Origin of the sequence: Desulfosporosinus acididurans (assembly GCF_001029285.1) — a bacterium.
Taxonomy (GTDB): Bacteria; Bacillota; Desulfitobacteriia; order Desulfitobacteriales; family Desulfitobacteriaceae; genus Desulfosporosinus; species Desulfosporosinus acididurans.
In genome coordinates this window covers 168,280-181,381 of sequence record NZ_LDZY01000004.1, presented here as the reverse complement: position 1 = coordinate 181,381, position 13,102 = coordinate 168,280, and the positions used below count along the sequence as shown (strand labels likewise).

General features: G+C 42.8%; 11 protein-coding genes, 1 tRNA gene and 1 pseudogene. 1 reads left to right on the top strand and 12 read right to left on the bottom strand.

Translation table 11 applies throughout. The features are described from left to right. The first annotated feature begins 258 nt into the window (after positions 1–258). Positions 259–1,479 carry a Na+/H+ antiporter NhaC family protein gene (locus DEAC_RS06485; RefSeq protein WP_345788152.1) on the top strand — a complete coding sequence of 407 codons (1,221 nt, stop codon included), beginning with the start codon at positions 259–261 and terminating at the stop codon, positions 1,477–1,479. A 178-nt stretch (positions 1,480–1,657) separates the two neighbouring features. On the opposite strand, the gene DEAC_RS06480 is transcribed toward DEAC_RS06485, so the two are convergent. The 12 genes and pseudogenes from DEAC_RS06480 to DEAC_RS06430 all read right to left on the bottom strand — a co-directional run bounded on the left by DEAC_RS06480 (position 1,658) and on the right by DEAC_RS06430 (position 13,084). Continuing rightward, positions 1,658–3,157, bottom strand: a complete 1,500-nt coding sequence (locus DEAC_RS06480) for a sensor histidine kinase (protein ID WP_047809213.1) — start codon at positions 3,155–3,157, stop codon at positions 1,658–1,660. Continuing rightward, complete coding sequence (locus DEAC_RS06475; RefSeq protein ID WP_047809212.1) at positions 3,154–3,837, bottom strand: response regulator transcription factor; 684 nt, start codon at positions 3,835–3,837, stop codon at positions 3,154–3,156. Before DEAC_RS06475 ends, DEAC_RS06480 begins: the two co-directional genes overlap by 4 nt. A 181-nt stretch (positions 3,838–4,018) precedes the next feature. Then, positions 4,019–4,104, bottom strand: a tRNA-Leu gene (locus DEAC_RS06470). 78 nt (positions 4,105–4,182) lie between these two features. Continuing rightward, positions 4,183–5,145: an acetyl-CoA carboxylase carboxyltransferase subunit alpha gene (locus tag DEAC_RS06465; protein WP_047809211.1), complete on the bottom strand. Its 963-nt coding sequence runs from the start codon at positions 5,143–5,145 to the stop codon at positions 4,183–4,185. Beyond that, entirely contained in the window at positions 5,129–6,043 is a 915-nt protein-coding gene (accD, locus tag DEAC_RS06460) for an acetyl-CoA carboxylase, carboxyltransferase subunit beta (protein ID WP_047809210.1), read from the bottom strand. The genes DEAC_RS06465 and accD overlap by 17 nt, the downstream gene beginning before the upstream one ends. 2 nt (positions 6,044–6,045) lie before the next feature. Next, positions 6,046–6,246: a putative signal transducing protein gene (locus tag DEAC_RS06455; protein ID WP_047809209.1), complete on the bottom strand. Its 201-nt coding sequence runs from the start codon at positions 6,244–6,246 to the stop codon at positions 6,046–6,048. A gap of 70 nt (positions 6,247–6,316) precedes the next feature. After that, positions 6,317–6,826 carry a pantetheine-phosphate adenylyltransferase gene (gene coaD, locus DEAC_RS06450; protein WP_047809208.1) on the bottom strand — a complete coding sequence of 170 codons (510 nt, stop codon included), beginning with the start codon at positions 6,824–6,826 and terminating at the stop codon, positions 6,317–6,319. Between the two features lie 86 nt (positions 6,827–6,912). Continuing rightward, on the bottom strand, positions 6,913–10,395 hold the full coding sequence (locus tag DEAC_RS06445; protein WP_242847087.1) for a DNA polymerase III subunit alpha: 3,483 nt from the start codon (positions 10,393–10,395) through the stop codon (positions 6,913–6,915). A 116-nt stretch (positions 10,396–10,511) separates the two neighbouring features. Beyond that, positions 10,512–11,845: pseudogene (locus tag DEAC_RS06440) on the bottom strand (DRTGG domain-containing protein). 68 nt (positions 11,846–11,913) lie between these two features. After that, positions 11,914–12,111: an alpha/beta-type small acid-soluble spore protein gene (locus DEAC_RS06435; protein WP_047809206.1), complete on the bottom strand. Its 198-nt coding sequence runs from the start codon at positions 12,109–12,111 to the stop codon at positions 11,914–11,916. Between the two features lies 1 nt (position 12,112). Beyond that, entirely contained in the window at positions 12,113–12,253 is a 141-nt protein-coding gene (locus DEAC_RS22615; RefSeq protein WP_083995942.1) for a cleavage protein, read from the bottom strand. A gap of 129 nt (positions 12,254–12,382) precedes the next feature. Continuing rightward, positions 12,383–13,084 (bottom strand): metal-dependent hydrolase, encoded by a 702-nt coding sequence (locus DEAC_RS06430; protein WP_047809205.1) that lies wholly within the window; start codon positions 13,082–13,084, stop codon positions 12,383–12,385. Positions 13,085–13,102 lie beyond the last annotated feature (18 nt).

Sequence of the window (13,102 nt, the reverse complement as noted above, 5' to 3'; positions counted from 1 at the left end):
TGCTACAATAAAGTTAACATTAGTTCACAAAAACTACTTCTTACATTCATCAGAGCCATTTAAAATTTCGACACCGAAAGGAAACCTAGCGTGAAATATAAGAATATGTATCTTTTGTTCAGTGTGCTTATTACTTTTTTCCTTCTCCTCTTTAGTACCCTCAAAGGCATATTTATAGGTTTTCCCCTGATTCTATGTTTTTTAAACTTTGCCTGCATTGCACATCAACGCGGATATCCCCTTCGAGAGATTATGGGAATGTCATACCGGGGCGGCAAAAAATCTCTCCTTGTTTTACGTATTCTTGTTCTGGTAGGTGCTATTACCTCTCTCTGGATAGCCTCCGGAACGACCCCGGCCATTCTTTATTATGGAATGCTCCGGATGAATCCCCACTTATTCATTCTGTACACCTTTCTGATCAGCTCTGCAGTTTCCTTTTTGCTGGGAACCTCCTTCGGCACCGTCAGCACGGTTGGCTTAGCTTTGATGATCATGGCGAAAGGCGGTCACATTAACAGCAACATTGCGGCAGGAGCCATTATTGCCGGATCCTATTTTGGTGACCGCTGCTCCCCCATGTCCTCAAGTGCAAATTTAGTTGCTCATTTAACTCATTCTGACCTGTATGCTAATATTAAAGGCATGTTTCGCACAGGGATGTTACCCTTTCTTCTCTCTGTTCTAGCCTATCTTGGATTATCAATCTCCCAGCCATTACGATTCACCGGGACTACGATGATTAACGAGATTTCTCTTCTATTTACTCTTCACTGGATTGTTTTGCTGCCTGCCCTGGCGATCTTGGTGCTTGCTGTTTTTCGAGTTGACGTTCAAATCTCTATGGTTGTCAGTATTTTGCTGGCCATTTTTATTAGTTTAGAAGTACAACATTATCAAATTCTTGAAATACTGAAATTTATTCTATTTGGCTTCACTCTTCACGCTGGCAGCCCTCTTTCCGCAATTCTCCAGGGCGGTGGTATCCTATCGATGTGGAAAGTATCTGTGGTTATTTACGTATCCTGCTGTTGGGCCGGTCTATTTGCTGAAACAGACATTTTAAAGGATTTAAATGAATTTCTTAGGACGATAAATTCACCGTCCGCAAGATTTCTGATGACGACACTCATGAGTCTTCTCACCTCAATTCTCGGCTGCAGTCAAACGATCTCTATCGTTTTAACCCATTCCTTGATGAACGACGTTTATACCAATGGTCAATCATCAAGGACTCAATTAGCTCTTGACTTAGAAAATACGTCAGTCCCCTTAGCAGCTGTCATCCCCTGGAACACTGCAGCCTTTGTTCCTACTGCCACACTTAATGTTAGTTTGATGGGATTCATCCCCTATGCCTTTTATCTTTATCTGTTGCCACTGACTCAAATAATCTTTTCTAGCCTAATCAAATCTCTATCATCACCAGTACATCGTTTGAGGAGCGAAACAAGGTATGGGAACCGCTCCCACTTGTAGAAGTGTGAGTCTTATGATTGAATAACCTTAGTCAACAAGTCAAGACACTGTTGTCTCGCGACTCAAAGCAAGGTTAATCGTTAATATGGATACTTAAAGTTTTTAGGCGAGGAATATTTGGAGAAAACAATAAGGACTCTGTATACATCACTGTGTTCAGAGTCCTTTACAATGGCCATTATTCAGATGTTTCTGTAAGGGGGAGCCAAACGCAAAACGCAGTTCCTTCGTCAACAACACTATCGACCCTTATTGTACCGCCGTGAAGTTCCACAATTGATTTTGTAATTGCTAAGCCAAGCCCTGAACCCCCGTATTTTCGAGTTCTGGAAGAATCGCTGCGGTAAAAACGATCAAACAATTTTGGTAAATGTCTCTCAGAGATCCCTGAACCATTATCACGGATAGACAGTTCCACGCCGCCTTTGACATTAATTAACGAAACTATAAGTTCACCTTTTGCAGAGTCGGTGTGTTGAACCGCATTATGAAAGAGATTTAAGATAACTTGTTTAAGACGGTCAACATCAAACCAGCCTCTTAAATCAGACGCCAGTTCTAAGATAACCTTCCGGTCTCCGGCCAATAATCTTAGCTGAGGCGCCATTTCCTTAATAACATCGTCTAAGACAACTTCTTTTCTCTGAATATTGGGTGAGCGATCAAGTTTAGCCAATAAAAGAAGGTCTTCGACCAACTTCTTCATACGTTCCGATTCTACGTACATACTCTTTAAAGAACGATCAAGCATATCTGGTTGATTTACGGCACCGCGCAATAGCACCTCTAAAAAGCCATGAATAGCCGTCAAGGGAGTTCGCAGTTCATGAGAAGCGTCAGCAACAAAGCGGCGCATTTGCTCTTTGGACTCTATTTCCGCATCGAAGGATGACTCGATCCGCTGCAGCATCCCATTAAAGGAATTAGCCAAATGATCGATCTCAACTTGACCTTGATCAACCGGTATACGTTCAGCAAGATTTCCGGCATCAATTTGTTCCACCTTGTCAACCATGTTTGATAGAGGGACAAGTGTTTTTCTCAGCACCGGAATAAAGGTTAATATCCCAATGACAAGAGCGATTAGAGAAACCCCAAGGAAAACAAGCAGTTGATGCAACATCATATTCTTTAGAGGTTTTGTACTGATACTCACCTGAATTAATTCCTGAGTATGATTTTTTGTGCGAATTGTCTGGAGAACGATAAGCTGCTCATTTTCCCCTGTTGGATTGACAATTTGATAGGATAAATGATGCTCATTGCTTTGCAAAGCATTCTTATAATCTTCCTCTGCTAAACGAGGGGATGTTCCCCCATCCCCGGAGCCATTCGTAAGCTCTGTTAATGTCCCCTTCTGATCGATAAGGGCAATGTGGGCGTCTTGAAGCAAAAAGAAAGGCCCATGACGATGAGGCCCCAACGAACTTGAATCTGGAACATCTATGGTATCATGAACACTTTTGGCCATCATCATCCAAGCATCAGGGGGCAGGGACTGAATCTGGCTCTGAATGCTTTTGGCCTGATTCTGATAAATAAATCCCTGCATAAAAATGTATTGCAAGAACCCAATAACGATTAATAATCCAGCCAAGAGCATAAGGGAACTGGACAAGAGCTGAAAGCGCAGGGAATTAGGAACTATATAACGTCTCAGCCGAGTTTTTATGGTCATGATATGTCAACTCTGTATCCCGCTCCGCGTAACGTTCGAATTAGGCGGTGTTCTTTGTCATTAAGTTTATCTCGCAAAGACCGAATATAAACCTCCACAATATTTTCGTCTCCCCCGAAATCATAACCCCATACTTTGTCTAAAATTTTCGCTTTACTTAAGACGATACCTTGATTCAGCACCATAAATTTGAGCAGCTCATATTCTGTAGTTGAAAGCTCCAGTACGCGCTGTTGATAGAGAATTTCTTTACGCCGGTCATCGATTCGAAAGTCTCCGATGACTACCTCTCCCATAAGATTTGGGAATTGATTGCGTATTCGCGCTTGTATACGCGCCAAAAGCTCCTCAAAACTAAATGGTTTCATCATATAATCGTCCGCGCCCAAAGTCAGTCCCTTTACACGATCGTCAACTTCATCTTTAGCAGTGAGCATAATGATCGCTACATTTTCGGTTTTTTTAAGCATTCGGCATACTTCAAAACCATCCATGCCCGGCATCATAACATCCAGGATAATAATGTGAGGTTGAAACTCTTTAGCAAGGGTAACCGCTGTCATTCCATCTTGAGCCGTTTGGACCTCTAAGCCTTCATTCAGAAGTCCCATTTCTAAAAACTGCAAAATATTAGGTTCATCATCTACAAGAAGTATTTTTATACCTTTTAAGCTCTGCATTCCTAAGTCCTCCCAATCATAGAACCTTTATTCAGACATCATTCTCAAAGTTTTTAATTTATTTTCCTATATGCAGCTGAATTAGTACTGAAGAGTTCCTGAAAGTTTGCTGAAGAAATAGTGTATAAAGTATATATATATAATAAAATAGAGCCCCTAAAGGCTCTTGAAAATTTCATTTTGGTGGGCGAGGGGGGACTTGAACCCCCACATACTCACGTATATCGGATTTTGAGACCGACGCGTCTGCCATTCCGCCACTCGCCCAAATCATATTCGCAATGAATTAATACGACTTAACTATAATAACTTATTTGAACACTTAAGTCAAGCTTTTTTTAGGAATTAAATCGATTTTTCTTGGAACGGACCAATAGCCCGAAGCTTCTGATACCGTTTCTCCTGCAGGGCTTCAGGAGACTCTGTCCGCAGACGGACGAGGTACTTGGCAATAACCGCTGACAATTCATCAGCTGTCTGTCTTGAATTATAATGAGCTCCGCCTTGAGGTTCCCTGATTACTTCGTCAGCGACTCCCAATTTCAACAGATCTTGAGCTGTGAACTTCAGGGCCGCCGCAGCTTCTTTAGCCTTTGAGGTATCTTTCCAAAGAATAGATGCGCAGCTTTCCGGAGCAATGACAGAGTAAAAGGAATTCTCCAGCATTAAAATAACATTTCCTACCCCAAGTGCCAGTGCACCGCCGCTTCCACCCTCTCCGATAACCGTACTGATCACAGGAACATGGTACCCGGACATAGCCAACAAACATCTTGCAATAGCTTCACCTTGTCCCCGTTCTTCAGCTGCTAAATCGCAGGCTGCACCAGGTGTATCAATAAAGGTCAAAATCGGTCGTCCGAACTTCTCGGCCTGATCCATTAAGCGCAAGGCTTTGCGATACCCTTCAGGATGGGGCATACCGAAATTGCGCTTAATGTTTTCCTTGGTGTCTTTTCCTTTAACTTGAGCGACCACCGTCACAGGTACACCACGGAAAAGGGCCATTCCGCCGGCAATAGCCTGATCGTCAGCATACAGCCGGTCTCCCTTGAGTTCAATAAAATCGTCAAATAAGAGCGGCGCATAATCGTAAAAGTTTGGTCGCTCTGGATGTCGGGCAATCTGGACTTTTTGCCACGGTTCAAGATTGCCGTAAATTTCTTTCTTAAGAAGAGAGACTTTTTTCTCTAAGGTCTCTACTTCACGGGAAAGATCAATATCTTTTTCAGCAGAAAACTTTTGCAGTTCCGCTATTTTCCGTTCAAGCTCTATAATAGGCTTTTCAAATTCAAACAGTTGCGCCATGCTGAACCCCTTCCTGATGGTACCGCAACAAACGTGCCAGTGTAGACCGCATTTGAGCACGTTCTACAATGAGATCGATCAAACCGTGCATTTGGTTAAACTCTGCCGTTTGGGCTCCCGCCGGCAATTCTTGCCTCATTGTCTGCTTGATGACTCTTGGTCCGGTAAATCCTATTAAAGCATTCGGTTCAGCAATTAAAATATCACCAAGAGAAGCATAGCTGGCCGTAACCCCTCCAAAAGTTGGATCTGTAAGTACCGAAATATATAACAAATGATTGGCAGCTAAACGTCCCAAAGCTGCACTTGTCTTAGCCATCTGATAGAGTGAAAGGATTCCCTCCTGCATTCGGGCACCGCCGGAAGTAGAGAAAATAACAACGGGCAGGCGTAAATCAATCGCCCGTTCAACTGCCCGAGCAATCTTTTCCCCAACTACAGAACCCATACTGCCCATCATGAAATTAGCTTCATTAAAAGCTAAAACAACAGGAACTCCCTCAATCATAGCCCGGCCTGTAAGAACCCCTTCAATCATTCCCGCCTTTTCCTGAGCCTCAAGAAGTTTCTCTTCATAACCGGGAAACTCTAAGGGATCAAGAGTAAGTATTTCCGAATCCCATTCTTCAAAGCTGTTTTCATCAGCTAGCAGCGCTAAACGAGCTCGACCGGAAATCCGAAAATGATAGAAACAAGTTGTACAAACTCGTGCATTTTCCTCAAGATCTTTAATGAAAAGTACTTCACCGCATTTTGGACATTTTACCCACAGCCCGTCAGGCAGTTCTTTCTTGACAGTTTTAGGTTCTTGGCGTGTACCTACAGCCGTCGTACGCTTGGGAGCAGGAGCCGATTGAATCGTAACGTATTTCGTTCTTCGGAAGATATCTTTGAACATAGTTAGCTCCCTATTGCGCCGGTAATAATTTCATAGGCTTCATCGGCTTCAGATTCAGGTACAAGAATTTCCACAGAAGCATGATCCCCCAAATGAGCAGAACCAATGGGTCTTAATTGAACAAGCATTCCTTCGTCTGTGAGAATTGTTTTATATTTTTCCGCAATTAACTTGTTGGGTGCAATATAAATGACGGTCCACACAGTAATAGCCCCCTTATTAAATCCGTATTATGATACCATAGCCCAATTAATTGTGCAACAAAGGGCCCAATTATAAATCCTCATCATGAACTTCTGAGCGAAGATTAGAGAATTTGGCCATTAAAGCTTTTTCCACATTAGGTGTTACAAAATCTGATACTCCGGCATGTAAGCTGGAAGCCCATTTTATAGCACTTGAACTAATAAATGAATATTTGCTTTGCGTCATTAAGAAAACAGTTTCGATATCAGGAGCAATTTTTTTATTCATCAGGGCCAATTGAAACTCATATTCAAAGTCAGATAAAGCGCGCAGACCTCTCAAAATTGCCACAGCACCACATTTACGGGCAAATTCCACTGTTAAGCCTTCAAAAACACGAACATTTACATTGGGCATATCTTTTGTAGCTTCAATAAGCAGCTCCATTCTCTCGCCAAGAGTAAACAGGGGCGTCTTTTTACTGTCAGCTGCTATGGCAATCGTTACCCCTTCGAAGAGTTCCTTGCCACGAATTAAAATATCAAGATGTCCATTCGTAACCGGATCAAAGGTTCCCGGATAAATCGCTGTTCGCACATTCAATCTCCTTTATTTCAGGATACCAAGATATCAGGATATTTTCATGGGTTTCGCCTTAAAACACAGAAATCCTGCTAACAAAATTATTTCGGTGAAATTTTTCCTGGTTTCCAGACAACATTACTTTTACCCAGAACCCTAAGCAAAGCATTTCGTAATTCCTCATCATCAGTTACCCAAAACTCACGATTACCCTCAATAACCTTCTGATTATCCGCAAAATAAAAATAAACTGGCTGATTCCCTGGATAACGTCTCAAAATTTCCAAAACGTCCGCCATGTGGTTGCTTTCATTGCTGGAAAATCTTAAAAAAAGCCGCTGCCCCGCATCTTGAGCCGAGGAATTTGGAGATTTAGTCTCATATACAAGTTCTGCAGAGGGTTTAAGTTCTTCTAGGCGGGTAATCCTCTCGGCAAAGATCTTCTTTTCATCATCGCGAATATTGTACCTGCCGGCTACAACAACCACTTGGTCATTATTCAAGGACCGAGTGAAGGCAAAGACTCGCGGGAACACTAAGACTTCAATTCCGCTGGTCAAATCTTCTAAAATAAAGCTCGCCATCATTTCGCCCTTTTTAGTTACTGTTTGCCGTAAGCTGGTCACTAGACCTCCAAGAACAACTTTTTTTTCTTCTTCGCTTTCAAGGCAAGTCAAAATATCCGAAGAGACAAAAGGCTTTAGTTGTGGAATAACCGTCGAAAGGGGATGACCGCTTAAATAAAGGCCCAAATATTCGCGTTCCATCTCCAGAATTTCTCGTTCATTAAACTCGGGCAGTTCAGGCAGGGTAATTCCTTGGTCCATATCTTCGGTTAGATCAAAAAGGGAGAATTGACCATTATTCCGATCTTTTTGCCGCCGCTGAGCAGTGTCCAGAACCTGATCGAGAACTGCCAAGGCCTGAACCCGAGTGCCAAAGGAACTCATGGCTCCCGACCGAATTAAGCTTTCCAGAACACGTCGGTTTAAGACCTTTTGATCCACGCGCATACAGAAATCATAAAGAGATTTGAAGGGGCCGTCTTGTCTGACTTCCAAGATTTTTTCCAGCACATTGACTCCAACATTGCGGATGGCCCCCAGTCCAAAACGAATGGCCCTTTTTTCTGTGGAAAATCCTATTTGACTGTACTGCACATCCGGCGGAAGAACTTCAATTCCATTTTGTTTGGCATCCTGTATATAGAACGATATTTTATCGGGAGAACCCATGACACTGCTTAAAAGAGCTGCCATAAATTCTAAGGGATAGTTTGCCTTTAAATAAGCTGTCTGATACGAGATCACAGCATAAGCAGTAGCATGCCCTTTATTAAAACCGTATTCCGCAAACTTGGCCATTAAATCAAAAATTTCTTCAGCCTTTTCACTGGTTAAACCGAGGCGAAGGGCCCCCGGAATAAGCCACTGTCCCTTTTCATCCTGCAGGCCGTAAATAAAGTTCTGACGTTCCTCAGCCATAATCTCCTTTTTCTTTTTTCCCATAGCCCGTCTTAACAAATCTGCCCGCCCTAAAGAATAACCTGCCAAATCTCTGGCAATCTGCATAACCTGTTCCTGATAAACGATAATTCCGTAGGTTGATCTAAGTATGGGTTCTAATTTGGGGTGTAAGTAGGTGATTTGGCCCCCATGCTTGCGGCGAATAAACTCGGGGATCTGATCCATAGGACCCGGCCGATATAATGCTCCCACTGCAATAATATCCTCGAAACAGGTTGGTTTTACTTCTTTGAGGACGGCTCTCATCCCACCGGACTCAAACTGAAAGATCCCAGTGCTGTTTCCTGAGGCAAGCAGTTGATAAGTTTTACGATCATCTAAAGACAGCGCCCGCAAATCAAGTTTGATCCCCTGAGTTTCCTCTACCCGTTTCACTGCCTCTTGGATGATAGTTAAATTTCTCAAGCCGAGAAAGTCCATCTTTAACAACCCAATTTCTTCAACTATTTTCATAGGAAATTGAGTCATTACAAAATCCTCTGAAGTTCTCTGCAGAGGCAAATGATTCATCAAGGGATCTTTAGAAATCACGACCCCTGCGGCATGGGTAGATGCGTGCCTCGTCATACCTTCAAGGGATTGGGCCAGCTTATAAAGCCTCCTAATTTCTTCATCCTCTTCGACCATTTGAGCTAAATCCGGAGACACCTGCAGAGCCTTTTCCAAAGTTATACCCGGATCTGAAGGAATGGCCTTGGCAACTTTATCCACACGGGCCAAAGGAATCGCCAACACCCTCCCCCCGTCTCGAATAGCTGCTTTGGCCCCCATGGTTCCAAAGGTAATAATCTGGCAAACCTTGTCTGAACCGTATTTTTCCGTCACATAGCGAATAACTCGCTCACGGCCCTCCGGGTCAAAATCTATATCAATATCCGGCATAGAAATTCGCTCCGGATTTAAAAAACGTTCGAACAACAAATCATGACTAAGTGGTTCAACGGAAGTGATTCCAAGCAAGTACGCGACCATGCTGGCAGCAGCAGAGCCCCGTCCCGGACCGACAGCTACCCCGTTCTCTCTGGCAAATCGGCAAAAGTCAGCAACAATCAGGAAATATCCCGAAAAGCCGGTCTGAGAAATAATTCGAAGCTCATAGTCTAAACGATCACATTCATTTTTAGTCATTTGGGGATAGAAGCGCGGAAAAGCCTCTTGGCATTGAGCTTCCAGATATCCGTCTAAGGTGTATCCGGGGGGAACGTCAAAAACCGGCAAGAAATTTTCGCCAAACTTAAAATCTACCTGACAACGTTCGGCAATTTTAACAGTATTGTCTAAAACCTCAGGATGTTCTCCAAACAGCAGGGCCATTTCTTGTTCTGATTTAAGAAAAAGTTCCTGACTTGAAAACCTCATTCTCGAGGTATCTGTTAAGGTCTTGCCGGTTTGGATACTCAGCAGTGCATCTTGGACAAGAGCATCGTCACGATTTACATAATGCACGTCATTAGTTGCTGCAATAGGAATTCCCGTGAGTTCATGAATCTTCCATATTCCCTGCATAACCTTTAGCTGTTTGTCAATTCCATGGTCCTGAATTTCAAGATAAAAATTACCTTTGCCAAAAATCCTTTCATAATCCAGCGCGCTTTGAACTGCCATTTCTAATTGATCATTAAGGAGAAAATCTGCCACTTCACCGGCCAAACAGGCACTAAGGGCAATAATTCCGCGGGAATAGTTGTGCAGAATTTCTTTATCTACTCTAGGCTTATAGTAAAAGCCTTCAATATGAGCCATGGATACTAAGCGGATCAAGTTACGATATCCTTCTTCATTCTCCGCGAGAAGAACTAGATGGTAGTTTTTATCATCTCTTCCCGGAACTTTATCCGTCCGCTTATTGGGCGCAACATAAACTTCACATCCGATAATCGGCTTAATGCCCATTTTGCGGCACGCTTTGTAGAAATCAACGACTCCATACATTACCCCATGATCGGTAATTGCCAGTGCCGGCATATTCAATTCAGCAGCACGCTTGACTAAATTATTAATGCGGGCAGCTCCGTCAAGCAGACTGTACTCCGTATGGTTGTGGAGGTGAACAAACATCACATATCTCTCCTCAAGATATTAGCAAAGGCCTTGAAAAATTCAAGACCCGTCATTTAATAATTGTTGATTCATTTGTAACTTGTAACTTTGTCAAGGGATAAATTCATCTTCAATTAAATTAATGAACTGCTTTCATTCACCAGTTTTTTATCTCCGATACGTGCTGTCATCAGACCTTTAGCAACTATTTCATTTTCAACCCCACCTTAACTTCTACTTCAATATTACAATGTTTCTTAGCTACCAAGAGAAGTTTAGCAGTAACGGTAATTTCCGTCCCTACGGGTATGGGCTGAAGCTGATAGAGGGTAAAGTTTTCGGTAATTGCGTTGAGTTTGTATTTCTTGCGAAGCCCGATATATCCAGCCATGTTCATGACTGTAACTATAACACCACAACTGGCTGATCCGTAGTCATCCACCATGGCATTGGTAATTTCACCTTCAATGGAAAGATGTTCGGAATCATCAACAAACCGAAATCCGCTTAACACTAGATTATCAACGGTCTCTCCGAACTGAGGCTGTTTCTGGACTTGCTGATAAGCTTCAATGACATCTTGTAAACTAACAATGCCTATTAACTTACCCTGATCCGCTACGACCGCAATTTCCCATCCTTCCCAAACCATAATTCGCGAAATATGGGTTACAGGATCATCGCGGCCAACCATAAAGGGATTGCCGTTCATAACGTCCTTGATCGGAGCTTTGAGATCCTCCCCGGCAACATCAACCGCCGTGACAATTCCCACAAGATTCATGTCATTATCAACGACTGGAAAACGGCTATGGTCTGTACTTTGGGAAAGATTCCGCCAATCTTCTACGGTAGCATCAACATTCAAATACTTAACATCTTTGACCATAATATCTTCGACTAAAATGAGTTCTTTTTGAATTAACCGATCATAGAGAGCGCGATTAATCATCGAAGTCACGGCAAAGGTATCATAGGGTGATTGAATAATGACTAACTCACGCTGCCGCGCCAAAGCTACAACGTCTTCGTCAGGTTCTAAGCCTCCTGTAATTAATAAGGAAGCATTATGTTCTAAAGCCAGAATCTGAGCATCATGACGATTGCCCATAATGCACAAAGCATTTTCTTCCAAATAACGCCCCATTGCATCAAGCTCCATAGATGCAATAACAAATTTATGAGGGGAGCGATCGAGATGCTCAAAGCCACAGATAACAACACCTTCGGCGATCTGAGACACTTCGCGCAACGTTAAATCCTCGATCTGGCGTTCCTTAACCCCTTCAATTCGTATGGTACCAACTTTGGGAATTGAGCGAACTAACCCCTTAGCCTCAGCTTCTTTAATGGCACGATAAGCTGTCCCTTCACTGACGTCTAAGGCTTTAGCAATAAAACGGACAGAAACCTTACTTCCGATAGCTAAATCTTCAATGAATGTTAATATTTGTTGATGTTTTGTCAAGTGATAACGCTCCCCACCTATTACTATACAATCATTGATTATACCATATGATTGAAGATCGAACTAGCTTATTCGTTTCTATCTTTAAGATTTTCCCGTCTCCGCCGTTGGGTCATTAACCCGCCGATCTTGCCGGCATCTTTGGCGTTTAAGGAGTGCCATCCTTTGGTCTTAACTTGCTCTAAAAGTCCCAATTCTGCGGCTATTTCCATTTTCAATGGCTCTAAGGGGTCTGTTCGCCTTACTCTTGGTTTTGCTGATTTCATCTTATATTCTCCCCCTGCTCATGGTAAATGCATCTTCTTCATAATGCGGACAATTTGGTCCTCTATCTCCTAGCAAATGTTCTAAGCGGCAACGTCCGTCAACTCCGTAAAGGCAACGAAGCGCACACATTTTTCTGGTCATGTTCTCATCTCCTTTTCTAAAAGTTTTACCCTTTTTAAATAAAAATATCCCGCCTGATCTACAAGCGGAATATTTCAGCAAAATTATTGTTCAGTATTTATTTTATTTAATATGTTCTATGTATATGGACTAAGCTATTTCAAAAGATTCCCCTGCTTTAAGTACTATGCCCTTCGTCTCAGGTACTCTGCGCTGCAGCATGCGCAGGAACTCGTTAACATCTTGGTTGATAAGGGGAAAAGTATTGTAATGCATGGGGATAACTACTTTGGAACGCAGTAATTGGGATGCGTGGGCCGCTTCTTCGACGCCCATGACAAAGTTATCACCAATAGGCAGCATGGCGACTTCCAAAGGATGCCGCAAACCAATCAGCTCCATGTCTCCAAATAACCCGGTATCTCCGGCATGGTAAATCCATTTCCCTTCTATTTGAAGAAGAAAACCGCAGGGCGGGCCGCCATAAATCATAGGCCCTCCTGCTGTTTCTTCAATCCCTGAACCATGAAGTGCCAATGTAAGCTTAACCCATCCGAAAGGAAAAAGATATTTCCCTCCAATATGCATACCATGAGTTGCTGCACCTTGACTTTGGCAATAGGCTGCCAGCTCATAGACTGCAATAACTGGAGCACCTGTTTGTTGCGACAATTCTACAGCATCGCCTAAATGATCGTGATGACCGTGGGTAACCAAAATAGCATCAAGCTGTTTAAAGTCTTCAGGTTTCGCTGTAGTACTTGGGTTCCCTCTCAGATAGGGATCAATGATGATTTTTCCCGCCTCGCTCTCAATTTCAAAACACGAATGTCCGTGGAAACGAATATTCATTCTTTAACCTCCATCTGA

Coding starts and splice junctions, on each gene's coding strand:
- DEAC_RS06485 (WP_345788152.1), top strand. CDS start 259: ATGTCATACCGGGGCGGCAAAAAATCTCTCCTTGTTTTACGTATTCTT.
- DEAC_RS06480 (WP_047809213.1), bottom strand. CDS start 3,157: ATGACCATAAAAACTCGGCTGAGACGTTATATAGTTCCTAATTCCCTG.
- DEAC_RS06475 (WP_047809212.1), bottom strand. CDS start 3,837: ATGCAGAGCTTAAAAGGTATAAAAATACTTCTTGTAGATGATGAACCT.
- DEAC_RS06465 (WP_047809211.1), bottom strand. CDS start 5,145: ATGGCGCAACTGTTTGAATTTGAAAAGCCTATTATAGAGCTTGAACGG.
- accD (WP_047809210.1), bottom strand. CDS start 6,043: ATGTTCAAAGATATCTTCCGAAGAACGAAATACGTTACGATTCAATCG.
- DEAC_RS06445 (WP_242847087.1), bottom strand. CDS start 10,395: ATGTTTGTTCACCTCCACAACCATACGGAGTACAGTCTGCTTGACGGA.
- DEAC_RS06435 (WP_047809206.1), bottom strand. CDS start 12,111: ATGAAATCAGCAAAACCAAGAGTAAGGCGAACAGACCCCTTAGAGCCA.
- DEAC_RS22615 (WP_083995942.1), bottom strand. CDS start 12,253: ATGACCAGAAAAATGTGTGCGCTTCGTTGCCTTTACGGAGTTGACGGA.
- DEAC_RS06430 (WP_047809205.1), bottom strand. CDS start 13,084: ATGAATATTCGTTTCCACGGACATTCGTGTTTTGAAATTGAGAGCGAG.